This is a genomic window from Thalassobius sp. Cn5-15 (assembly GCF_022347685.1).
In the GTDB taxonomy this organism is placed as follows: Bacteria; Pseudomonadota; Alphaproteobacteria; order Rhodobacterales; family Rhodobacteraceae; genus Thalassobius.
Window position 1 is genome coordinate 776,415 of record NZ_JAKRGF010000001.1, and the last position, 22,166, is coordinate 798,580.

Here is a 22,166-nt window from a genome sequence, read left to right on the forward strand (position 1 = left end):
GCCACCCTTACGCGTTCACATCGACCACAACACGTCCCTGCACCTGTCCGGCTAGGATATCCGCGCCCAGCTGCGGCAGATCAGAAAGAGTCGCCGGTCTCACCATCGCCTCCAGTTTGTCCATGGGCAGGTCGGTGACAACCCGTTGCCAAGCACGCTGGCGGTTTTCAAACGGCTGCATAACCGAGTCGATCCCCAGCAAATTGACCCCACGCAGAAGGAACGGAATAACGCTTGCCGGCATCGCTGTCCCGCCAGCCAGACCAACAGCAGCAACCGAAGCACCATATTCCAGTTGCCCCAGAATGCGCGCCAACATCTCTCCGCCGACGGCATCCACACAACCAGCCCAGGTCTCTCCCTCCAACGGACGTTTGATGACCTCATTCAATTCTGCCCGCGCAACAATCTGCGTCGCACCAAGTGATTTCAGATACTCCTGACTCTCATCACGTCCGGTCACCGCAGCAACGCCATAACCTTTGTGCGCCAGAATCGCAGTAGCCACCGATCCGACACCGCCCGCAGCCCCCGTTACCAGCACCGGACGACCGCCGGGCGTCATGCCATGATCCTCCAGCGCCATGACAGACAGCATCGCCGTAAAGCCTGCGGTACCAACAGCCATCGCCTGACGGGTGCTCAGCCCGTCAGGCAGCGGGACCAGCCAATCGGCGTTCACCCGCGCCTTTTGACCATAGCCGCCCCAATGCACCTCGCCCACACGCCAACCGGTCAACACGACCTTATCCCCGGGGGCGTAGCGGGGATCATGTGACTCCTCTACAGTGCCAGCAAAATCAATGCCCGGCACATGTGGATAGCTGCGCACCAAACCGCCACCGCGCGGCCCCATGCAAAGGCCATCTTTGTAGTTCACGGTCGAGTATTCAACCGCAACAGTCACATTCCCCGCAGGCAGATCGGAGAGTTCCAATTGCTGCACCTGTGCGACGTTTTCTCCGTCTTCATTCTGCGTAACCACCAGCGCATTGAACATTTGATATCTCCTCCGAGTTAATTTTTTCCTAATGCCACAGCAAAAATTCGTTGCGATCTGAAAAACGCAAAAGCGGCCTCCAGAAAGCACGACCGACCTCTGCATCAACGTTTTCTTTACGATTTAGCTTCAAATTAAATCCGATCATCGATTCTAAACCGTTCAACACCACCCAAATCCCTGTTCGGTATAGGAGGGGCAAACATCGAAACATTGCATGGCGCTGCGACAGACGTTAAATGTCTGACAAATAAAAATCGGCTTGCCAAGCGAAATGTCAGACAATTCAGAAAAACGCCCTTCAACACGGAAACCAGCCCGGCGGGCAGCGTCCGATCTATCCGCGGATATTGCCAATGAGATCCGCGATTCTATTATTGATGGCCGCCTGATTGTTGATGCGCGCCTTCCGTCGGAAGCAGAGCTGGCGGCGCAATTCGCCGTATCGCGGCCGACAGTTCGTGAAGCACTGAAACGCCTTGCAGCGCAATCGCTTATCCGTACACAACGCGGTGCAAGCGGCGGGGCGTTTGTGAACCGGCTGAGCTATGAACAAGCCTATCCGCAGCAGGTGACCACCGCGACTCTGCTGCTCAGCATGAATGGCATCAGCTTTGCCACCGCCTGCGAAGCGCGCTTTGCGTTAGAGCGCGCATGTGCGCTGCTGGCCTGCTCAAACCGGACAGACCAACAGCTGGACGCATTAAAATTCGAAATCGAACGGCAGAAGGACACCTTCTTATCGGACGAAACGTTTTGCCAATCAGACGTTTCCTTTCATCGCACCTTCGTCGACTGCGCCTGCAACCCCGTTCTATCCTATCAATTGGCAGGCGCTATTGAAGCGATGCAGCCGTTAATGAACATGATCACTTACACGCGACGGTCACGGGCAGTTATCGTCGACCTCCATAGCGCAATTCTGGATGCCCTTGCGGATCGCAAGGCGACGAGCTGTGAAAACGTTCTGGATGAACTGCACAGCTATACACTCTCGCTCGCGTCCCCCAAGTCGTGAGGGTCTCGCGTCCCCCAAGTCGTGAGGGTAAAGCCTCACCGGCGCGGCTGGCGCGAAATAACGACGGGCGACCTTATTTCAAAACCTTAGGACCAACACCAACCGTGTAGCCCGACGCCCCAAACACCCAAATGCCGCACAACGCCCCTTTTCAAACTGCGATCAAGCAACTAGATATCAGGTGTTCCCTCGGGGACTATGGACATAAACGCGCTCGTAATAAGCGGATCGGACCCGGGGGCGGTACCCGGCGGCTCCACCAAACATCCTTTATTGGGGGATCATGGGGCCGAAACAGGATCGACGAACGTCTAAAAGGGTTAGCTTTGTCCCGGTGAGATACCACCGTTATCGGTTCGTTAAGCATAATTGCCAATAACAATCGTGCTCCGATGGCTCTGGCTGCGTAAGCAGTCCGAAAAATCGACCTTTAAGTCCTTACGCCTAGCAGCCTAAGGCGGGGTCCGCAGGTACCTGGCAACAGAAACCTGCACCTTACCTTCCCTATCTTTTCAAGACCTGACATGGCCGCCACAGCCTGACATATCCCTGACAAATCTGCGCTATACGCACAGTGCGAAGCCCGCTAGAACGGGCCAACCGCCCCGCCTTTTCAGTCGCAGGTAAACCATGTCTTCTCCTTCCATGTCCGAGTTGTTCCGCGTCTTTGGCCGGATTGGCTTCATGTCCTTTGGCGGCCCTGCGGCCCAGATCGCATTGATGCATAAAGAACTGGTGGAGGATCGTCCGTGGCTGAGCGAACGTCAGTTTCTTTCAGCGCTTTCCTTCTGCATGTTGCTGCCCGGGCCAGAGGCAATGCAGTTGGCCACCTACGCTGGCTGGCTGAAACGTGGGACATTGGGGGGCGTGATGGCCGGGGCGCTGTTTGTACTGCCGGGGGCTGCGGTCATTCTGGCACTGGCGCTGGCCTATGCGCAGTTCGGCACCCTGCCCCTTGTGCAGGCCGCCTTTCTTGGCGTGCAGGCAACTGTTGTGGTCATCGTGCTGATGGCGCTTCAGAAAATTGCAAACAAAGCGCTAAGCAACACTGTGTCGCGGACACTCGCGTTGCTATCTTTCGTCGCCATCTTCGCACTCAACACGCCCTTTCCGCTGGTCGTTTTGGGGGCCGCGCTGATCGGCGCGCTGCGCCCTGATACCGCGTCAGCAGAGAGCGGCACGCCGCCCCGCCATCGGTTCAACTGGCGGGCTGTTTTGACCTGCATTATTCTCTGGGCCCTGCCCTTTGCCGCCCTTCTGATCTGGCCAGCCCCCTTCTTGTGGGATGTAGCACAGTTCTTTTCCAAACTGGCGGTGGTGACATTTGGCGGTGCCTATGCGGTGTTGGCCTATATGACGCAAGCAGTGGTGCAGGACTTTAACTGGTTAAACCTTAACCAGATGATGGACGCCCTCGGGCTGGCGGAAACCACACCGGGGCCGCTGATCCTGGTGACACAGTTTGTGGCCACGCTGGCTGGCCAGCTGCAGGGGGGAATCAGCGCCGCGTTGATCGCGGGTGCCCTGACCCTGTGGGTCACGTTTATCCCCTGTTTTTTATGGATATTCGCTGCCGCCCCCTATGTGGAGAGGATCACACACGCCCCACGTCTTGCAGGTGCGCTGAGCGCGATCACCGCCGCGGTTGCAGGCGTTATTGCCAACCTGTCGATCTGGTTTGCAATGCAGCTGCTGTTTGGGGAGGTCACGCAAACCGCCTTCGCCCCCCTGCCCGTCTGGTCCACGCTTTCCCCCTTGGCCGCCATGTTCATCGGACTGGCGGCGATCCTGATGCTGGTGCTGAAACGATCGATGCTGGTGACGTTGGCAATAATGGCAGGGATCGGTCTGGGCTGGGGGGCAATCGGGGTATGACACACTGCCACATAAGCCAAGATCCCAGCCTGCAAAATTTTCTCAACAATTCCGCAAGCGCCCTTCCGTTTTGTGGCAAATCTACTATGATTTTTACAGACAGACCCGCACCAGCGACCGGACGCAGAAATCGCGCGCAAAGAAAGGCAACCACATGTCCAGCAGCATTGACTACGGAAACCTGATGCACCGCGCCATGCGCAGCCTCATTCAGGAGGTGCTGCAAGACGTGGCCGATAATGGCCTGCCGGGGGCGCATCATTTCTTCATCACCTTTGACACCAACCACCCTGATGCGGTGCTGGCAGAATGGCTGAAGGAGCGTTACCCCGAAGAGATGACCGTGGTTATGCAGCACTGGTATGACAACCTCTTGGTTGAAGATGACGGTTTCCACGTCACGCTGAATTTCGGCGATCAACCGGAGCCCCTGTATATCCCCTTCGACTCACTGCGCACATTTGTGGATCCGTCGGTCGAATTTGGCCTGCGCTTCGAAAGCCCTGAGATGGACGACCTTGGCGAAGAGGATCTGGACGACGACCTGCTGGATCAAGACGAAAGCGCCGCTTTGGAAGAGATCCTCGAAGAGAAAGACGCGCCCAAAGAGGCTGAGGTTGTCAGCCTCGACAGCTTCCGCAAGTGATCGCATTCGCGAACTGCCATCAGACCGTCCGGCGCCGCTGGGCGGTTTTGCATTTCAGCCATCAAAACCACCTGCGTGCAGCACGCTGGAAATAGAGCTGTTAGCGGTATCCCACGGTATACAGCATTGCACTTTGGCCCCCATGCGTTATGACAGACTCAACGCTTTTATCGGAGGTCCATCATGGCAAACACCCGCACCGAAACCGACAGCTTTGGCCCGCTGGAAGTTCCGTCCGACAAGTACTGGGGCGCGCAAACCCAACGTTCGATCATGAACTTCCCCATTGGTTGGGAAAAACAGCCCGTCGCCATCGTGCGTGCGCTGGGTGTGATCAAGCAGGCCTGTGCCATGCAGAACAAGGCCACGGGTAAGATGGACGCAAAAATCGCTGATGCGGTGATTCAGGCCGCGTCCGAGGTGGTTGAGGGCAAGTTCGACGACAACTTCCCGCTGGTGGTCTGGCAGACCGGTTCCGGCACCCAGTCGAACATGAACTCGAACGAGGTGATCGCCAACCGCGCGATTGAAATCCTCGGCGGCGTGATCGGCAGCAAGGATCCGGTGCACCCCAACGACCACTGCAACATGGGTCAATCCTCCAACGATACTTTCCCCACCGCGATGCACATCGGCGCCGCGATGACGGTACGTGATGTGCTGCTGCCCGGTCTGAACAAACTGGCCGAAGGACTGGAGAGTAAAGCCGAAGAGTTCAAAGACATCATCAAAATCGGCCGCACCCACACGCAAGATGCGACGCCACTGACCCTTGGTCAGGAATTTGGCGGCTACGCCCACCAGATCCGTCAGGGCATCGCCCGTGTCGAAGCGGCCCTGCCCGGCATCTATGAGCTGGCCCAAGGCGGCACCGCCGTTGGCACCGGCCTGAACACCCAGAAAGGCTGGGGCGAGGCAGTAGCGGCAAACATGGCCGAAATCACCGGCCTTCCCTTCGTCACAGCACCGAACAAATTCGAAGCGCTGGCTGCCCATGACGCGATGGTCTTCATGTCCGGCGCGCTGGCGACCGTTGCAGGCGCGATGTACAAAATCGCCAACGACATCCGTTTCCTTGGCTCCGGCCCCCGTTCGGGTCTGGGCGAGCTGATCCTGCCGGAAAATGAGCCGGGTTCGTCGATTATGCCGGGCAAAGTCAACCCCACTCAGGCAGAGGCGATGACGCAGGTTGCCGCCCACGTGATGGGCAACAACGCTGCGATGACCTTCGCAGGGTCGCAGGGCCACTTTGAACTGAACGTTTACAACCCGATGATGTCCTACAACCTGCTGCAGTCCATGCAGTTGTTGGGCGACGTGGCAGACAGTTTCACCACCCGTATGCTCAACGGCATCAAGGCCAATGAGCCACGCATCGACAAGCTGATGAAGGAGAGCCTGATGCTGGTCACCGCACTGGCCCCGACAATCGGCTATGACAACGCGACCACCGTTGCCAAAACCGCGCACAAGAACGGCACCACGCTGAAGGAAGAAGCAATTGCCCTCGGCTTCGTGGATGAGGCGACCTTTGACGCGGTTGTGCGCCCTGAGCAGATGATCGGTCCCAAAGACTAAGATCCGGTTAAAATCATGTAGGAAAGGCGGCCATTTGGTCGCCTTTCTTTTTGAGACTCTGTCTGTTAGAGTTTTGGCTATGACTGTGGTGAACCTCAACAAATTTCGCAAAGCCAAAACACGCGCAAAGAAACGCACGCAAGCAGATGAAAATGCTATGAAATTCGGGCGTAACAAAGCGGAGAAATTGCTGGACCAGGCGCGCGCTGACAAAGCAAACCGCGACCTTGACGGCAAGCGCCGCGAGGACGGGGAATGAACCGTCCGGTCAAACGCTCGCTGACATTGCGCGGCCACCGCACATCGGTCAGTCTTGAGGATGCCTTCTGGCAGGCCTTTCGAGAAATCGCAGCAGAACGTGGTCAGCCAATCAACGTTCTGGCCGCCGAAATTGATGAGAACCGCGATTTGGACGCAGGCTTAGCGACAGAGATCAGGTTGTTCGTGCTGGCGCACTATCAGGAAAAAATGCAGACCGTTTAGACGGCTTTAACTTTGTTGCATGTATCCTCGGTCGCGTTTTGAGGAGTATACAATGCACCAACAGACAGATCCGCCCACGCGAGGAAACACTTTCCTGACCTCTGGCCGAGGGAGCTGTTTACGACCTGCGCAGCGCGAACGGGCAATGTTTTCCGTTGGCAAGGGCACGATGTGAAACGTGTATTTGTGATGCGCAGCACTTTCTGAATTTGATCCTGTGCCACGGGTTTCAAGTGGTTCGAAAGGGGGCGTGCCCACAGTGGCCTCTGTAACCAACAGCCGCTCCAACAACTGGTCTGAGCGCGGCTGGTGTATGTGGTGTAGGCTTTCTGGCGCCAGAAAGCCCCATCCGAATGTGTCGCCAAATGTGGAACGCCGGATGGACAAGTTAACGCTTTGTGAACCGCAACCAGATTCCATCCCCCCCGCGCACAGTCAGATGCGCCACAGGCACCGGTGGTTTTTCAGTCACCACCTCAAACCGGTAAGCCCGCACCAGTTGTGACAGGATCAACGGCCCCTCAACCATCGCAAAACCCGCACCGGTACACACACGTTGCCCGCCAGAGAACGGCATATAGGCATCACGCAGGCCGGACTTGCCATTCTCCGTCTCAAACCGTGTAGGGTCAAACTCATCAGGCCGGTCCCATAGGCGTTCATGACGGTGCAGATGCCAGGGCGACAGCACGATCTGACTGCCAGCGGGCGCGCTACGGTCGCGCAACTGTTCTGGGCAGGTGTTTTCGCGCACCATCATCGGCACCGGAGGATAGAGGCGAAGGGTCTCTCGAAATACGTCACGACTGACCCTCAACGTCTTCACCACCGAAAATTCTGGCTGCACAGGACTGGCGAGTACCGCTGCCTCATCTGCCACACGGTCCTGCCAGTCGGGATAAAGCGCCAGTAAATACAATGCCCACGCCAGTGCCGAGGCGCTGGTTTCATGCCCTGCGAGGAAGAAAATAGCGACCTGATCCACCATTTCTTCGGTATCGAAACGGGCACCTGTTTCGGGATCAGCGGTGGTCATGATCTTGGTCGCCAGATCATCAGGCGCCTCGCCTGCGCGGATTGCCAGCATGCGATCCGTCGTCAATTGGGTGATAAGCTGGCGAATGACCCTCGCCGTCTGTTTGGTACGGCGGCGGTGAAAGCGTGGGAACCAACGTGGCAGCGGTACAAAGGCGCCGAGGTTCAGCACCGGCTGAGTACGCTGGTGTTCACGGAACTGATCAAATACCTCTGCCGCAACCTCATGTTCGATGGGAATCGAAAACAGCGTGCGGAAAATCACGTCAGCAGCGGCGTGACTGGTGTGTGCCTCAACCTCCACAGCCTCACCCGTTGCCAGCCCCTGCAGTCGCGCGACTGCCGCCTGCCCTGCCTGCCACATAGCGGGAAAGGTATCGCGTAGGCGGCCGCCCTCAAAGGCGGGATCAATGATACGGCGCTGCCGCTTCCACACCTCACCGTTGGTCAGGAACACCGAATTGCCCAACAAGGGCCGCAGCCCTTCGCTGATGCGTTCGGATTTGGGGAAGTCATCCGGGCGTTGTTTCAGCACCAGATCCACCAATTCCGGCTGGTTACACATATAGCTGCGGAAAAACGGCGTGCGAAATTCGGCCATCCAGGCACGGTAGAGCCGCTGCGGCTGGGCTGATAGGATGTCGCGGCGAAACAGGCGCAGATAGCGCAGGAGCGAGACCCTATCAGGACGCGCCTCTGGCTTCGGCGGCCTGGGAGAGACGGGGCAGCCGGTCATTGCATTACCTCTGCGGCCATGGAGGTGAATTTGTTCACAGGGGCTTCCAGTCGTGATTTCGACGGTGCGCGACCGGCGAAACGATGTTCCAATCGTTCAGGTCCTGCAGTGATGCGGAAGTAGTCGTAATCGCCAGGCCGATCAAAGGCGCAAAGGTATTGAAAGTGCAGCCGGAAGAACCGCCAGCGCAATTCTTTCCAGCGCGCAGGGCTGAGCGTTTGGGTGAAGGCGGCGGAAATCACCACTGGCCAGCGCTTTCCTTCCGGCGCAACGCCGGTCACGGCCACCGGGTCGCACAACGCAAAGGCACAGCCGTCCCCCGGCGCCGTCACGTCCAGCCACGCCAATTCATCCCGTACAGACAGGAAATGCAAATCGCGCCGCAGTCGGTCGGCATCGGGCAGAAATGCAACCATCGGCACCACCTGTCCCAGCGACATAAAGTTCAGACGCGCTCCGGTCTCTGGTACCTCGCCGGCGCGGATCAGATCGGCAAGGATGGACACCGCAAGGTGAGCACCCGAACTGTGACCGATGACCAGCACCTCATCGACGTCCGTGGTCAACGCCTCCGCAATCAGTGTGCGGAACTCATCAATCCGTTCCTCCAATGGCGCGGGATTGGCACCGCGCGTATTGGCCGAATAGGCATAGTCATGCATCAGATAATAGGCGAAAAACTTTCCGTCCTTCGCTTTAAACCAGCGCAATACAAAGGGCACCACAGCCAGTCCAGCCCATGCCAGCAGCGGATGCAGCCGTGCCAACAGCGCGCCAGCTCCCCACGCCAGAGCCAAGGCTAGCAGAAGTTGCACGATCAGGAACACCACAGGATAAAGCGCGGCAATCACAGGCCCCTTGCGCAGACGCATCAGCCGCCAAAGGGCACCGGTGCCGATATAGGTCCATGCGGTGCGGGCCAGTTGCAGGTAGGTCTGAACGATGCCCTGATCCATGCTGTCGCGCACCAGATCGACCCAGTAGAGGACCTGAACATCCGTATCCGTATGGTGGCCATCCTGCGTGCTCTCTACGTGCCAGCCATAGGGGCCGTCCAGACGTTTGGGGCTGAGGGTCAGATTATAGCCGGAAATAGCGGCCTGCGACGCGCCCTCTTTGCGGTACAGTTCGCGGTAGCGGCGCGGGTGGATCGGGTCATAGCCCGGAATATAAAAAACCCGACGGGTCCGCACGGATGGGTAAGTCTGATCGGTCATACGCTGCCTCTTTGCGCGTATCTTAGCGCAGATTTGCCGCGTTACCACAACCGATCAGTGTTTTATTGTAGGGACTTAGGCGAAAACCCTCTGTCGTGTGTCAGCCCATAAGTGCCAGCGCCGGGAAGGTTTCCAGCAGCCAGTAAGAAAAGGCCGAAAAACCACCTGTCAGCATCAACAGACCAATGGTCCACAGCAAGAGGCCCATGACCTTTTCGATCTGCTCCATGTGACGCTTCATCCAGCTCATAAAGCCGGTGAGGCGCGGCAGGAAGGCCGCGACCAGCAGAAAAGGCACACCCAGACCCAGCGCATAAAGCGCCAGCAACATCGTGCCACGGGCAAGCGAGGCCTCAGATGCGGCCAGCGACAGGATCGCGCCCAGCTGCGGGCCGATGCAGGGCGTCCAGCCAAAGGCAAAGGCCAAACCCAACACATAGGCACCAAAGGCCGATCCACCGCGATCACCGGCGTCAAGACGCGCCTCGCGGTCCAGAAAGCCGATGCGATACACGCCGACAAAATGCGCACCGAAGATCATCACCAAAATACCAGCGATAGAGTTGAACCAACCTTGATACTGTAAAAACAGAGTGCCCACGGCAGAGGCCGTGAAACCAAGGAACAGGAAAATCGTCGACAGTCCCAGAACAAAGAACAGCGCTGGCACCACGGCAGCACCGGACTTTGCACGGCCCTCGCTGAGGTCAGTGATCGACACACCGGACATATAGGCCAGATAAGGCGGCACGATCGGCAGCACGCAGGGGCTGAGGAAGGAAATCAGGCCAGCAAACAGGGCAATCGCCATGGCGGGCAACAGGGCGGCATCAATGATGCTGATATTTTCGAGTCCAAACATAGCGCCTGCGTAGCGAATCCGCGCGCCGCTGTCACCTGACGCGATGTCACAAGCCCGTGCCAAATGGTTACAGTGACGCGACCCGCAGCCGTGGCAGACAAAAAACGCCGCCCTCTTTGCGGAGGACGGCGTTTTTTAGGTTCTGTTTAAAGCTCTTAGATCGACCACCAGCCCCGACGCTTGGGCTTCGGGGGGGCGGCTGGCTCTTCGACGGCGGGGGCCACTGCAGCCTCTGCAACGACAGTCTCTGCCGCCAGCTCAGGCTCAGGCTCTGCCGCCGCAACCTCGGCCTCTGCTTTCGCCTCTGCAGGCGCAGATTCGACAGCGACCTCTTCTGCTGCAGGCTCCGCTTCGGCTTTCACCTCTTCGGCCGCGGCTTCAGTGGGCTCTTCGGTGAGTTCTGCGGCTACAAGCCCAGTTTCTGCTTCGGGGGCCTCTGCATCGGATGCCTCTTCGGCTGTGGCTTCAACGGGGGCCTCTGCGCGGCCCGCGCCTTCAGCTGCCGCTTCAATTGCTTCACCTTCCGCGTCTGCTTCAGCGGTTTCTGCCTCAGCATTTTCTGCCTCAGCGGGCTGATCGGACTTCTTGCGACGTGAACGACGACGGCGGCGTTTCTTTTCCACCGGTTTGTCCTCATCGCCCTCTGCCTCAGCTGCGCCACCTTCGGTGCCCTCCGACGCTTCTGCATCAGCCGCAGCCACGTCTTCGGCTTCACCTTCTACGGTCTCCCCCTCAGGGCGATCTGCTCCCCCCTTGCGGCGGCGGCGGCGACGGCGGCGCTTCTTCGGCTTCTGCTCTTCATCGCCTTCCGCTTCAACAACAGCTTCTGCAGCTTCCTGCGTCTCTTCTTCGGCCTCTGCCTCTTCGTCGATTTGATCCATCAGCGAGGAATCGACCGAGACAACAGGTGCGGTGGGTTCCGCCACAACGCGGGTCGCAGTTTTGAACTTCTCAATGGTGAAGTCGGGGCTGACCAGCATGGGATCCCCTTCGATTCGAACCGAAAGGCCATAGCGTGCTTCGATCTGGGCGACGTGTTCACGTTTCTGGTTCATGATGAAGTTGGCGATGCCAACAGGGCATTTCACCAGAACTTCGCGCGAACGACCACGGGTGCCCTCTTCTTCGATCTGGCGCAGGATCGACAGCGCGAGGTTGTCATCAGAACGGATCAGGCCAGTGCCGTGACAATGCGGGCACGGCTGTGTCGTTGCCTCGATCATGCCGGGGCGCAGACGCTGGCGCGACATTTCGAGCAGACCAAAGCCAGAGATACGGCCGATCTGAATGCGCGCGCGGTCGGACTTCAATTTGTCCTTCAGGCGTTTTTCCACCGCATTGTTGTTGCGGCGTTCGTCCATATCGATGAAGTCGATGACGATCAGACCAGCAAGGTCACGCAAACGCAGCTGGCGCGCCACCTCTTCGGCGGCCTCCAGGTTGGTTTTCAGCGCGGTTTCCTCGATCGAGCCTTCTTTGGTGGCCCGACCAGAGTTCACATCAACCGCAACCAATGCTTCGGTCACGCCGATCACGATGTAGCCGCCGGATTTCAGCTGTACGGTCGGGTTGAACATCCCGCCGAGGTAGCTTTCCACCTGATAGCGCGCGAAGAGCGGCAACTGATCCTGGTAGTTTTTCACGTTCTTGGCGTGGGACGGCATGATCATTTTCATGAAGTCCTTGGCGATGCGGTAGCCGCGTTCACCTTCGACCAGAACTTCATCAATCTCGCGGTTGTACAAATCGCGGATCGAGCGTTTGATCAGGTCGCCTTCCTCATAGATTTTGGCCGGTGCAATGGATTGCAGGGTCAGTTCGCGGATCTGTTCCCACATGCGCTGCAGGTATTCATAGTCGCGTTTGATCTCTGCTTTGGTGCGTTTGGCACCGGCGGTGCGCACAATAAGACCCGCGCCCTTGGGCACGTCCATTTCATTGGCAATCTCTTTCAATTTCTTGCGGTCGGCGGCGTTGGTGATTTTACGGCTGATGCCGCCGCCACGGGCGGTGTTGGGCATCAAAACGCAATAACGCCCCGCCAACGACAGGTAGGTGGTCAGCGCAGCGCCTTTATTGCCGCGCTCTTCTTTGACCACCTGAACCAACAGGATCTGGCGGACCTTGATAACTTCTTGGATCTTGTAACGACGGGGACGCGGTTTGCGGCGGGGACGGATATCTGCACTGTCATCTTCATCGGCAACAGATTCGATGCTGTCGTCTTTATCCGTCGCGTCCAGTTTGTCGTCGCCGTCTTCATCCTCATCATCAGAGTCGTCAGAGGCGTCTTCAGGGGTATCATCAGATGACACTGCATCTGCAGCCGCATCGTCAACCTTCGCATCATCTACAGCTGCGTCATCAACTTTCGCCTCTTCGGCTTTTGCGTCTTCAGCAGGAGCTTCCTCAGCGGGGGCGGCTTCTTCAGCTAAAACTTCAGCAACCGGCGCCTCTTCGGCAGCGGTTTCTTCGGCGGCGGTATCTGCGGCGGTTTCCTCTGGGGTCGCCTCAGACGGCTCTTCAACGGGGGTTTCCGCAACGGTTTCCATAGGCGACAGGCCTTCGCCTGCCTCCACCACATCGGCGGCACCAACTTCGCTTGCCTCTACAGCTTCTACGCCACTGTCCGTCAGGTCGATGGTTTCCATGCCCGCGATGGCGCTGCCGCCTTCGGCGGTCGCCTGATCAACAACGGGGGCTGCCTCTTCAGACGATGCCTCTACCTCTTTGGTGGCCTTGGCGTCTTTGGATTTGGCCGATGCAGCACGCGAACGCGAACGACGGCGACGCGGCTTTTTCTCTTCTTCTTCCTCTTCGGCCTTTTGCTGTTCGGCGTAGGCGCGCTCTTCTTCCATCAGGGCTTCGCGGTCAGCGACCGGGATCTGATAGTAGTCAGGATGGATTTCCGAAAAAGCGAGGAAACCATGGCGGTTTCCGCCATAATCCACGAAGGCCGCCTGAAGCGAAGGCTCTACGCGGGTGACTTTTGCCAGATAGATGTTGCCAGCAAGCTGACGTTTGTTTTCGGATTCAAAGTCGAATTCCTCAACCTTGTTTCCGTCGACCACCACAACGCGGGTTTCTTCCGCGTGGGTGGCATCGATAAGCATTTTCTTTGCCATGTTGTCCGTTTGCATCGCTGCAAAACGGCCCGACCCGGGGGCCCGACCTGTTGCGGCGGATGTCTGTCAGGGGCGAGTGCGGACGCGCGACTGGACCGGCTGCAGGCAGCCGTCTCAGTCAAACTCGTAGGTTTCGCGCGCCTCATCGCGTTTCTCTCCGGACGCTGCTGGCGGGTTTTAGCCCCTCGCGCAGCGCGCCCATTACTTGGGCCTATAGTTGGTTCAAGCCAACCTCAGGCGGTCTAAACAGCCCGTTCACGCAGATCGCGGCGCGGGCTCAATCGGTCTGATCGAAGGGTCGAGGCCAGTCATTTGTGGGCCGTCGGCCAATCTGTCGATCAGCGAAACTCATGCAGGGGGTGGATTTATCCACAACACCCGTGGCTCGACCATAGTGCGGGCTGGGGATAAAATACAATGGGGAAAATGCGCCTCCCCCCTTTTCGGGAGGGTTTTACATCCCATTGCATGTGCGTCGCTCACGGGCTGACCAATAACGTGCTGTCGCGACAAATGGCGACAGATCAAACTCGCCCTAGCCCTTGCGCCCAGCACTTACCCCATACGCCCCCGTACGGCACTGGCCTGTGCCTGCGCAACGGCCTCTGCCAATGTGGTCGCGACCATCTGTCCCAGCGCAGGCAACGGTTTGCCAGCGGGACGCAGATCAGGCACCTGCACCGCGTGGCATCCGGCGGCCACGGCCGCCGCAATTCCGCGATCGCTGTCCTCAAATGCAGCGGCGCGTGTTGGGTCAACAGCCAGACGATCCGCCGCCATAAGGTAGGGGGCAGGATCTGGTTTAGGTGTCGGCACCTCATAGCCACCAATGACAAAATCCATATGACGCAGCAGGTCGGCCCGTTCCAGATGATGACGTGCGCGGTCGCCACTGGTGGAGGTGACAACAGCCATCCGCGCCCCCTGCCCCGCCAGATCTGACAACAGATCTGCCACACCGGGTTTCACCGGAACGCCAGCCTGTGTGGCCAGATCGAAGGCAGCGGTCCAACGGTCCTCGACCTCTGCGACAGTGATATCCGCCGGCAAGAATCCCGCCAATAAGCGGCGTCCTTCTGGTGCAGCGGTGCCGATCATAGTCAAACCAAAGGGTTCCGACACATGCGCCGCCACGCCAAGCGTTGTCATGACATCGACAAAACAGGCCATCCCCAGACGTTCCGTGTCCAGCAAGAGCCCGTCCATGTCAAAAAGGTAGGCGTCAGGCATTACAGGTAATCAGCGCGGGCCAGACCGTATTTCGCCATCTTTTCATTCAGCGTCCGGCGCGGCAGGCACAGCTCTTCCATCACCGAAGCGATGGAACCTTTGTGGCGGCGCATGGTATTGTCGATCAGCATGCGCTCGAAGGCCTCGACATATTCCTTCAGCGGTTTGCCTTCGGTGGTCATCACCGGTTGCATGTCCTCATGATCCGACATCAAGAGCGAAGCAATAGTGCCGGAACCGCGACGCGATTGCAGCACCGCGCGTTCTGCCAGATTGATCAACTGACGCACGTTACCGGGCCACGGCGCCTGCAACAGCTGCGCCGCCTCTTGCGCCGACACTTGCGGGGTTTCGCATCCATATTCATCGGCGAACTGTTCGCTAAGGCGGGTAAATAACGTCAGGATATCCTCCCCCCGCTGACGCAGCGGCGGCAGAGTAATGCGTAGGGCGGCCAGGCGGTAGAACAGATCAGAGCGCAGTGCGTCTTCGCAGGTACGGTCCTGTTCCTGCATATTGCAGATCGCCACAACGCGGGTTTCCGCAGGTGTACCCTGATCGTTGATGAAGGACAAAAGCCGCGCCTGCAGGCTATCGCTCAACGCCTCGACGTCTTCCAGCACCAGCGTGCCGCCCCGGGCTTCTTCGACGGCGGGCAGTTGACTGTCTTCGGGCAGCATCGGACCAAAGAGGCGCTTGGCCAGCGCGTCCTCATCCCACGCTGCGCAGGAGAGCAGCACGAACTTCTTGCCTGCGCGCGACCCAACCGCATGCAGCGCATGAGCCACCAGCGTTTTACCGGTGCCTGTTTCGCCATCGATCAACACATGGCCGTCGGCCTGACCCAGATCCAGAATATCCTCTTTCAGCCGTTCCATTGCGGGGGCGGAACCAATGAGTTTCTTCATCAGTTGCCCCCCATCGGAGAGCTCACGACGCAGAGCGCGGTTGTCCAGCGTCAGGCGGCGGGCATTGGTCGCCTTCTTGGCCAGTTCGGTCATCCGGTCAGGGTTGAACGGCTTTTCAAGGAAATCGAACGCGCCAACGCGCATTGCCTCGACCGCCATCGGCACATCGCCATGGCCAGTAATCATAATCACCGGCAGGGCGCTGTCGCTGCCCATCAGTTTCTTCAGAAACTGCATCCCGTCCATGCCGGGCATCTTGATGTCCGAAATCACAATACCCGGGTAATCCGGCCCCAACGCCTTCAGCGCGTCTTCGGCACTGGCGAAGGTTTCCGTGTCATAGCCCGACAGCGCCAGCCACTGGCTGATCGACTGACGCATATCCTGTTCATCGTCTACGATGGCGATTTTCATTGCTTTTGCCATGATCATACCGGCCCTTATTCGGCCGCCTCAATGTCACTTTCACCTGTTAAGATAGGCAGCTGCATTTCAAATACAGCCCCCCCACCCTCAGCATTGCGTGCCAAGAGGCGTCCCCCTAGGTCGTTCACGATCCCCGAGGAAATGGCAAGCCCCAGACCAACGCCATCGCCGGGGCGCTTGGTGGTGTAGAAGGGTTCAAAGAGTGCATCCAGATCCTCAATCCCCTGCCCGTTGTCGCGCACAGTGAGGGTGACGGTTTCACCGGCGGCAAGGATCAGATCGACCTGCGGCTCATCCACCGATTGGGTGGCGTCCAGCGCATTGCGCAACAGGTTCACCATCACCTGCTCCACCCGCACACGATCCCCCATCACATGGACCGGCTCATCCGGTATCACGCGGCTGATCTGCACCTTACGGTTTTTCAACTGCGGCTCCATCATCGACAGGGCCGAGGCCAGCGCATCGCCCATATTCACAGGGGTAAAGTGATCGCCACCCTTACGCGCATAAGATTTCAGCTGACGGGTGATTTGCCCCATGCGATCAATCAGATCATCGATCCGCTGAAACGATGACAGCGCCTCATCCGGCCGGTTTCTGTTGAGGAGCAGACGCGCGCCCGCCAGATAGGTCCGCATCGCTGCCAAGGGCTGGTTCAGCTCGTGACTGACCGCTGCCGACATCTCGCCCAATGCGGCGAGTTTTGAGGATTGCGCAAGCGTCTGCTCGGCCACTGCAAGCGTCTGCTGCACCCGTTCGCGTTCGGCGATTTCCCGCTGGAGCTGCGTATTCAATTGGCGAAGCTCTGCCGATTCCCGTTGGAACAGCACCATGCGCCCCGCCGTCTTGCGGCTGAGCGCATAAAACGCCAGCGCCAGCAGCATGGCGAATCCCATAATTTCTAACGCCAGAACGCCGTTCACCTTGTCCCGGACGCTCTCGTATGTGGTGAAGCTGGCAATGTGCCATCCACGGAAGGGAATGCGGCTTTCCATCCGCATCACGGCCTGCCCCTGCACATAGGCATCTGCCGGCAGCGCGGTCCAATCCGCGGTGGCCTGCAGCGCGCGTTGAATTGCCGATTGCGCCGGCGCTTTGACCAGCGCCTCCCCTTCGGTTTTGCCCCGCCAGCGTGGCTCTGTCGCCAGAATGATTGCACCGGTACTGTCGGTCACCAGAACGGCATCAGAAATCCCCGCCCAGGCGCGTTCAAACTTGTGCAGGTCCACCTCAACCATGATCACACCGAGGAGCTGACCCAGATCCTCAATCCGACGCGAATAAACGAAACTGTAACCACCAGTCTCATTCTCCAGCACCGTGAACAACGTCTCACTCGCCCTTGCAGCGTTGACGAAATAAGGCGACATGCGGTGTTGACTGCCCAGACGATTGCGGTCGGTCGCCGCCACCGCGCGCCCGTCGGAGTCAAGCAACATCAACGAGGCCGCCCCAATCTCTTCTACAAACGAAATCAACCGCTGCGAGGAGTTGGAATAATCCGACGAATTCAGCGCCCCGATCAGGGCCGGATCGCGCGACAAGAGCTGTGGCACAATCGCGTTGCGGCGCAGCTCTGACAGCAAGTTGCCGGAATAGAGCGCAAGGCGCAGCTCGGCGCGGTTGCGGGTGTTTTCGGTGAACCGGTCGGTCAGCAAAACATTGGTGACAACGACGGTGATCACCGCCAGCACAAACAGCATCGCCAGCGCGATACGCACACGCCAAGAGGTCAAGGGCGCACGTTGGAACGGCGATACGGCTGAATCAGCAGAAGGGTTGGGCAGCGCAGACATGGCGCAAAGGTAAAGCAGCCCCCGTAGGGGCTGCAAGGGCACATCGTTATGCGCTGACCAGTTGATCCATCAGACTGCGGAACATTGCCGATCCGTCAGCGCCACCATGGCGGGGATCCACCGCACGTTCAGGGTGCGGCATCATTCCCAGCACGCGGCGGTTGTCCGACAGGATGCCAGCGATATCGCCGTCCGACCCGTTGGGGTTTTCGGTGTAGGTAAAGGCCACGCGGTCCTCGCCCTGCAGACGGGCCAGCAGATCGGCGTCAGCGTTGTAGTTGCCGTCGTGGTGCGCCACCGGAATGGTCACCTCTTGGCCCGCGCTGTAACCGGCGGTGAAGGCACTGTCGGCAGTTGCGACATTGAGGCCCACCTGTTTGCAGATGAACTTCAGCCCTGCGTTGCGCATCAGTGCCCCCGGCAGCAAGCCGGTTTCGGTCAAGATCTGGAACCCATTGCAGATGCCGAGCGCGTAACCGCCACGTTCGGCGTGTTTTACCACAGACCGGCAGATAGGCGAGTTGGCAGCGATTGCGCCGCAGCGCAGGTAGTCACCAAAGGAAAACCCGCCGGGGATGCCGACAATGTCGATCCCTTCGGGCAGGTCGGTGTCCTTGTGCCAGACCATGGTGACATCGGCGCCAGCGCGCTCAAAGGCCACAGCCAGATCGCGGTCACAGTTGGAACCGGGGAAGACGATGACAGCAGCTTTCATGTGCTCTCTCCTCTTGATTGGATGGTCGCGGCTTAGGCCAGTTCGATCGTGTAGCTTTCGATCACGGTATTGGCGAGCAACTTCTCGCACATCTCTTTGACGGTCTCTTCCGAGGTGCCATCGGCCAGATCCAGTTCGATCACTTTGCCCTGACGGACGCCTTCGACGCCCCCAAAGCCCAGCGCACCCAGCGCGTGGCGCACGGCCTCACCCTGGGGGTCCAGAACACCGTTTTTCAGCATGACGTGTACGCGAGCTTTCATGTGCGTCTCTCCGGTCTCAGTCGTTATCTTGATATGCAAACGCCCGGCATGACACCGGGCGAAAGGATTAGTTGATCAGGGTAGGCTTGGACACAGGTGGCTGGCCTTTGGGCATAACGCCCAGCCGGTTTGCAACCTCCGTGTAGGCGTCGGTCAGGCTGCCAAGGTCGCGGCGGAACACATCCTTGTCCAGCTTTTCGCAGGTTTCAATGTCCCACAGACGGCAGCTGTCGGGGCTGATCTCATCCGCCACCACCAGACGCTGGAAATCCCCTTCAAACACGCGACCAATTTCGATCTTGAAATCGATCAACTTGATGCCAACACCGTACATGACACCTGACAGGAAGTCATTTACCCGCAGCGCGATGCTAAGGATGTCGTCCATGTCCTGCTGACTGGCCCAGCCAAAAGCGGCGATATATTCTTCGGGGACCAGCGGATCGCCTAATGCGTCGTCCTTGTAGCTGTATTCGACGATCGGACGCGGCAGTTGCGTGCCCTCTTCGATGCCCATGCGTTTTGCCATGGAACCGGCGGCATAGTTGCGCACGATCACTTCCAGCGGAATGATCTCACACGACCGCACCAGCTGTTCGCGCATGTTCAGACGTTTGAGGAAGTGGGTGGGAACGCCGACGTTTGCCAGACCCAGCATGAAGTATTCCGAAAGCATGTTGTTCAGAACGCCTTTGCCTTCGATCACGTCCTTCTTTTCGGCATTGAACGCAGTGGCGTCATCCTTGAAGTATTGCACGATAGTTCCCGGTTCCGGGCCCTCATACAGTGTTTTTGCTTTGCCTTCGTAGATTTTCTTGCGCCGTGCCATGACCACTCCGTCAGTGATCCGGGGCCGAGTCCCCGGGGTTGGCGCCCTCTTAGGGCAAGAACGCCTTTGTCGCAAGCGTGCTGAGCACCCTCTGTCACAGGAATGTAACGTGTAAATGGCCCCGCGACGCTGCTGCGCAGCAAATTTGTGCCGTCAGCCGGCGTCAGGACGCATCAGAGGCCCGTTGCAACATGCCCACGACATCGACGATCTGCGCGAATGTGTCATCGGGCAGTGCGAACCGTTCGGCGATTTCCGCCAACGCCTGTTTCTCACGGTGCGCCAGATGGCCATCGACCATCGCCACCCGCATGGCGAAACAGACAGCTGTTTCGCGCAATGGCATCGCCAGTTCCGCAGCCGCATGATCAATCACCGCCTCGGCGCCTTTGGTGTTGAATTCATCCAACAGGCTGTCGATCAGCGCGTCCACACTGCCAGCCGGCAGGCGGGCATAGATCGGGCTAAAAGCACAAAGGTTTTGCAGCATAGCATGCTCCGCCTCTGCCACCCGACCATCTGCCGCCATGGTCAGCACCGCAGGCGCCAATGTCGCGCGCGCCTCTGGCGTCAGGTCGGCCAGATCAGTGGCGGCGGCCACCACCGCTTCGGCGGCATCGTTTTGTCCCAGAAGGCGGGTGAAGAATGTCATTGCTCTGTCCTGTTCTCTGCGCAGTTCACATCCTAATCAAAACGCACCGAACAACCGCTATTTTAGCCCCCGTCTTAGCCTCCGTGGCCGATCCGAACGGATCTGCCCTAGGCGGGCGTTTTGACTTGCGCAGCTTTCCAGATGTGTTTTGATCTGCATCATGTTGCAGCAATGCCCCGAATGGCACATAGCTAGGGCGCCGTTACACTAACAGGACAACTAAAGGGACAAGGCAATGAGCACCTTTGACGAACGCGAAGCCGCATTTGAAGCAAAATTCGCCCATGATGAAGAAACCAAGTTTAAGGCAGAAGCCCGCGCCAACAAGGCACTGGGGCTATGGGCCGCAGACCTGCAGGGCCTATCGGGTGACGCAGCTGAGGAATACGCGTTGACCGTGATCAAAGCCGATTTCGAAGAAGCAGGTCACGAAGACGTGGTGCGCAAGGTTGCAGGCGATCTGGAAGGCAAAGCCGACGCCACCGCCATTCGCGCCAAACGTGGCGAACTGCTGAGCATGATCAAAGCAGAGATGATGAAAACTGCCGACTGATCGACACTTATACTGACGCATGTCAGACGAAGACTGACGAAACGCGGCGATCCTCGCCGCGTTTTTGCGTATTTGCAGGGACCTGCCCCTTGGCCTTTATGTCGATGCCCTATAGCGTTCGACGAATCCCGCCTGCCCGTGCGCGCGGGAAATCGCTAATGACCTGATCACAGCATTGGACTGATCTTATGACCAACGCCCTCTCCCGCATTCTTGAAACCCGCGACTGGCTGCTGGCCGATGGCGCAACCGGTACCAACCTGTTCAATATGGGGCTGCAATCTGGCGACGCGCCGGAACTGTGGAACGAACAGCACCCTGACCGCATCAAGAAGCTTTACCAGATGGCTGTAGATGCGGGCAGTGATCTGTTCCTGACCAACAGTTTTGGTGGCAACGCATCGCGTCTGAAACTACATGATGCCGGCGATCGCGCGCGCGAACTGTCGCGCATGTCGGCAGAGATCGGCCGTGAGGTGGCAGACGCCTCGGACCGCGACATCATCGTTGCCGGTTCAGTCGGCCCGACCGGCGAGATCTTTGCCCCCATGGGCCCGCTTACCCATGAGCTGGCGGTCGAGATGTTCCATGAACAAGCCGAAGGTCTGAAAGAAGGCGGCGCAGATGTTGCGTGGCTGGAAACCATTTCCGCGCCCGAAGAATACATCGCCGCCGCCGAAGCCTTTGCACTGGCGGATATTCCGTGGTGTGGCACCATGAGCTTTGACACCGCAGGCCGAACCATGATGGGCGTGACCTCGGCGCAGATGACCGAAATGGTGGAGAAACTGCCGAACCCACCACTGGCCTTTGGTGCCAACTGTGGCGTCGGCGCGGCGGATCTGATGCGTACCGTGCTGGGCTTTGCCGCCCAAGGGTCAGAGCGCCCGCTGATTGCCAAAGGCAACGCCGGCATCCCGAAATACGTCGATGGTCACATCCATTATGACGGCACACCTGAGCTGATGGCCGAATACGCAGTTCTGGCCCGTGATGCAGGTGCGACCATCATCGGTGGCTGCTGTGGCACCATGCCCGAACACCTCAGCGCGATGCGCGCCGCACTGGAAACCCGCGAGCGTGGCCCCCGGCCGTCACTGGAACAGGTGGCAGAGGCGCTTGGTGGCTTCTCCTCCGCCTCCGACGGTACCGGCGAAGACGCAGACGCGCCCAAGCGCGAACGCCGCGGCCGCCGCCGCAGCTAAGCGCTGTCAAC

General features: G+C 58.7%; 20 protein-coding genes and 1 other RNA gene. 9 read left to right on the forward strand and 12 right to left on the reverse strand.

Annotated elements, in window-relative coordinates:
* Positions 1–7 precede the first annotated feature (7 nt).
* Positions 8–1,000, reverse strand: coding sequence for an acryloyl-CoA reductase (acuI, locus tag MHM86_RS03770; protein ID WP_239195986.1), 993 nt, complete (start codon positions 998–1,000; stop codon positions 8–10).
* 274 nt (positions 1,001–1,274) lie between these two features.
* On the opposite strand from acuI, the gene MHM86_RS03775 reads away from it, so the two are divergent.
* The 7 genes from MHM86_RS03775 (at position 1,275) to MHM86_RS03805 (ending at position 6,600) form a co-directional block, all read left to right on the forward strand.
* On the forward strand, positions 1,275–2,018 hold the full coding sequence (locus MHM86_RS03775) for a FadR/GntR family transcriptional regulator (RefSeq protein ID WP_239195989.1): 744 nt from the start codon (positions 1,275–1,277) through the stop codon (positions 2,016–2,018).
* A 144-nt stretch (positions 2,019–2,162) separates the two neighbouring features.
* Positions 2,163–2,513, forward strand: a transfer-messenger RNA (tmRNA) gene (ssrA, locus tag MHM86_RS03780).
* Between the two features lie 135 nt (positions 2,514–2,648).
* Entirely contained in the window at positions 2,649–3,893 is a 1,245-nt protein-coding gene (gene chrA / locus MHM86_RS03785; protein WP_239195993.1) for a chromate efflux transporter, read from the forward strand.
* A gap of 154 nt (positions 3,894–4,047) precedes the next feature.
* Positions 4,048–4,539, forward strand: coding sequence for an SspB family protein (locus MHM86_RS03790; protein WP_239195995.1), 492 nt, complete (start codon positions 4,048–4,050; stop codon positions 4,537–4,539).
* Between the two features lie 183 nt (positions 4,540–4,722).
* On the forward strand, positions 4,723–6,117 hold the full coding sequence (fumC, locus tag MHM86_RS03795; protein ID WP_239195997.1) for a class II fumarate hydratase: 1,395 nt from the start codon (positions 4,723–4,725) through the stop codon (positions 6,115–6,117).
* Positions 6,118–6,151: 34 nt separating this feature from the next.
* Positions 6,152–6,376 (forward strand): DUF4169 family protein, encoded by a 225-nt coding sequence (locus tag MHM86_RS03800; RefSeq protein WP_370644019.1) that lies wholly within the window; start codon positions 6,152–6,154, stop codon positions 6,374–6,376.
* Positions 6,373–6,600, forward strand: coding sequence for a ribbon-helix-helix domain-containing protein (locus tag MHM86_RS03805; RefSeq protein WP_239195999.1), 228 nt, complete (start codon positions 6,373–6,375; stop codon positions 6,598–6,600). Before MHM86_RS03800 ends, MHM86_RS03805 begins: the two co-directional genes overlap by 4 nt.
* Positions 6,601–6,988: 388 nt before the next feature.
* Here the strand turns inward: MHM86_RS03805 and MHM86_RS03810 are convergent, their stop codons facing one another.
* The 11 genes from MHM86_RS03810 to MHM86_RS03860 form a co-directional block, all read right to left on the reverse strand.
* On the reverse strand, positions 6,989–8,371 hold the full coding sequence (locus MHM86_RS03810) for a cytochrome P450 (protein ID WP_239196001.1): 1,383 nt from the start codon (positions 8,369–8,371) through the stop codon (positions 6,989–6,991).
* Positions 8,368–9,588 carry a hypothetical protein gene (locus MHM86_RS03815; RefSeq protein ID WP_239196003.1) on the reverse strand — a complete coding sequence of 407 codons (1,221 nt, stop codon included), beginning with the start codon at positions 9,586–9,588 and terminating at the stop codon, positions 8,368–8,370. The genes MHM86_RS03810 and MHM86_RS03815 overlap by 4 nt, the downstream gene beginning before the upstream one ends.
* A gap of 100 nt (positions 9,589–9,688) precedes the next feature.
* Entirely contained in the window at positions 9,689–10,450 is a 762-nt protein-coding gene (locus MHM86_RS03820) for a cytochrome c biogenesis CcdA family protein (RefSeq protein WP_239196005.1), read from the reverse strand.
* 155 nt (positions 10,451–10,605) lie between these two features.
* Positions 10,606–13,575 carry a ribonuclease E/G gene (locus MHM86_RS03825; RefSeq protein WP_239196007.1) on the reverse strand — a complete coding sequence of 990 codons (2,970 nt, stop codon included), beginning with the start codon at positions 13,573–13,575 and terminating at the stop codon, positions 10,606–10,608.
* A 555-nt stretch (positions 13,576–14,130) separates the two neighbouring features.
* Positions 14,131–14,805, reverse strand: a complete 675-nt coding sequence (locus tag MHM86_RS03830; RefSeq protein ID WP_239196009.1) for an HAD family phosphatase — start codon at positions 14,803–14,805, stop codon at positions 14,131–14,133.
* Positions 14,805–16,139, reverse strand: a complete 1,335-nt coding sequence (locus MHM86_RS03835; protein ID WP_239196011.1) for a sigma-54 dependent transcriptional regulator — start codon at positions 16,137–16,139, stop codon at positions 14,805–14,807. The genes MHM86_RS03830 and MHM86_RS03835 overlap by 1 nt, the downstream gene beginning before the upstream one ends.
* Positions 16,140–16,153: 14 nt before the next feature.
* Positions 16,154–17,938, reverse strand: coding sequence for an ATP-binding protein (locus MHM86_RS03840; RefSeq protein ID WP_239196901.1), 1,785 nt, complete (start codon positions 17,936–17,938; stop codon positions 16,154–16,156).
* A 46-nt stretch (positions 17,939–17,984) separates the two neighbouring features.
* The gene (purQ, locus tag MHM86_RS03845; protein ID WP_239196013.1) at positions 17,985–18,653 is read right to left on the reverse strand and encodes a phosphoribosylformylglycinamidine synthase subunit PurQ; all 669 of its coding nucleotides are present in this window, start codon (positions 18,651–18,653) and stop codon (positions 17,985–17,987) included.
* Positions 18,654–18,685: 32 nt separating this feature from the next.
* A complete protein-coding gene (purS, locus tag MHM86_RS03850) occupies positions 18,686–18,916 on the reverse strand; it encodes a phosphoribosylformylglycinamidine synthase subunit PurS (RefSeq protein ID WP_239196015.1) in 231 nt (76 codons plus the stop codon).
* 67 nt (positions 18,917–18,983) lie between these two features.
* A complete protein-coding gene (gene purC, locus MHM86_RS03855) occupies positions 18,984–19,745 on the reverse strand; it encodes a phosphoribosylaminoimidazolesuccinocarboxamide synthase (protein ID WP_239196017.1) in 762 nt (253 codons plus the stop codon).
* Positions 19,746–19,908: 163 nt separating this feature from the next.
* Positions 19,909–20,397: a tellurite resistance TerB family protein gene (locus MHM86_RS03860; RefSeq protein ID WP_239196019.1), complete on the reverse strand. Its 489-nt coding sequence runs from the start codon at positions 20,395–20,397 to the stop codon at positions 19,909–19,911.
* Positions 20,398–20,632: 235 nt separating this feature from the next.
* Here MHM86_RS03860 and MHM86_RS03865 point away from each other — a divergent pair, with 235 nt between their 5' ends.
* Entirely contained in the window at positions 20,633–20,950 is a 318-nt protein-coding gene (locus MHM86_RS03865) for a DUF1476 domain-containing protein (protein ID WP_239196021.1), read from the forward strand.
* A gap of 188 nt (positions 20,951–21,138) precedes the next feature.
* Complete coding sequence (bmt, locus tag MHM86_RS03870) at positions 21,139–22,155, forward strand: betaine--homocysteine S-methyltransferase (protein ID WP_239196023.1); 1,017 nt, start codon at positions 21,139–21,141, stop codon at positions 22,153–22,155.
* Positions 22,156–22,166: the final 11 nt, after the last annotated feature.

Bases quoted from the DNA above. Each gene is read 5' to 3' on its own strand.
- acuI (WP_239195986.1), bottom strand. From the start codon at position 1,000: ATGTTCAATGCGCTGGTGGTTACGCAGAATGAAGACGGAGAAAACGTC.
- MHM86_RS03775 (WP_239195989.1), top strand. From the start codon at position 1,275: ATGTCAGACAATTCAGAAAAACGCCCTTCAACACGGAAACCAGCCCGG.
- chrA (WP_239195993.1), top strand. From the start codon at position 2,649: ATGTCTTCTCCTTCCATGTCCGAGTTGTTCCGCGTCTTTGGCCGGATT.
- MHM86_RS03790 (WP_239195995.1), top strand. From the start codon at position 4,048: ATGTCCAGCAGCATTGACTACGGAAACCTGATGCACCGCGCCATGCGC.
- fumC (WP_239195997.1), top strand. From the start codon at position 4,723: ATGGCAAACACCCGCACCGAAACCGACAGCTTTGGCCCGCTGGAAGTT.
- MHM86_RS03805 (WP_239195999.1), top strand. From the start codon at position 6,373: ATGAACCGTCCGGTCAAACGCTCGCTGACATTGCGCGGCCACCGCACA.
- MHM86_RS03810 (WP_239196001.1), bottom strand. From the start codon at position 8,371: ATGACCGGCTGCCCCGTCTCTCCCAGGCCGCCGAAGCCAGAGGCGCGT.
- MHM86_RS03815 (WP_239196003.1), bottom strand. From the start codon at position 9,588: ATGACCGATCAGACTTACCCATCCGTGCGGACCCGTCGGGTTTTTTAT.
- MHM86_RS03820 (WP_239196005.1), bottom strand. From the start codon at position 10,450: ATGTTTGGACTCGAAAATATCAGCATCATTGATGCCGCCCTGTTGCCC.
- MHM86_RS03825 (WP_239196007.1), bottom strand. From the start codon at position 13,575: ATGGCAAAGAAAATGCTTATCGATGCCACCCACGCGGAAGAAACCCGC.
- MHM86_RS03830 (WP_239196009.1), bottom strand. From the start codon at position 14,805: ATGCCTGACGCCTACCTTTTTGACATGGACGGGCTCTTGCTGGACACG.
- MHM86_RS03835 (WP_239196011.1), bottom strand. From the start codon at position 16,139: ATGGCAAAAGCAATGAAAATCGCCATCGTAGACGATGAACAGGATATG.
- MHM86_RS03840 (WP_239196901.1), bottom strand. From the start codon at position 17,938: ATGTCTGCGCTGCCCAACCCTTCTGCTGATTCAGCCGTATCGCCGTTC.
- purQ (WP_239196013.1), bottom strand. From the start codon at position 18,653: ATGAAAGCTGCTGTCATCGTCTTCCCCGGTTCCAACTGTGACCGCGAT.
- purS (WP_239196015.1), bottom strand. From the start codon at position 18,916: ATGAAAGCTCGCGTACACGTCATGCTGAAAAACGGTGTTCTGGACCCC.
- purC (WP_239196017.1), bottom strand. From the start codon at position 19,745: ATGGCACGGCGCAAGAAAATCTACGAAGGCAAAGCAAAAACACTGTAT.
- MHM86_RS03860 (WP_239196019.1), bottom strand. From the start codon at position 20,397: ATGACATTCTTCACCCGCCTTCTGGGACAAAACGATGCCGCCGAAGCG.
- MHM86_RS03865 (WP_239196021.1), top strand. From the start codon at position 20,633: ATGAGCACCTTTGACGAACGCGAAGCCGCATTTGAAGCAAAATTCGCC.
- bmt (WP_239196023.1), top strand. From the start codon at position 21,139: ATGACCAACGCCCTCTCCCGCATTCTTGAAACCCGCGACTGGCTGCTG.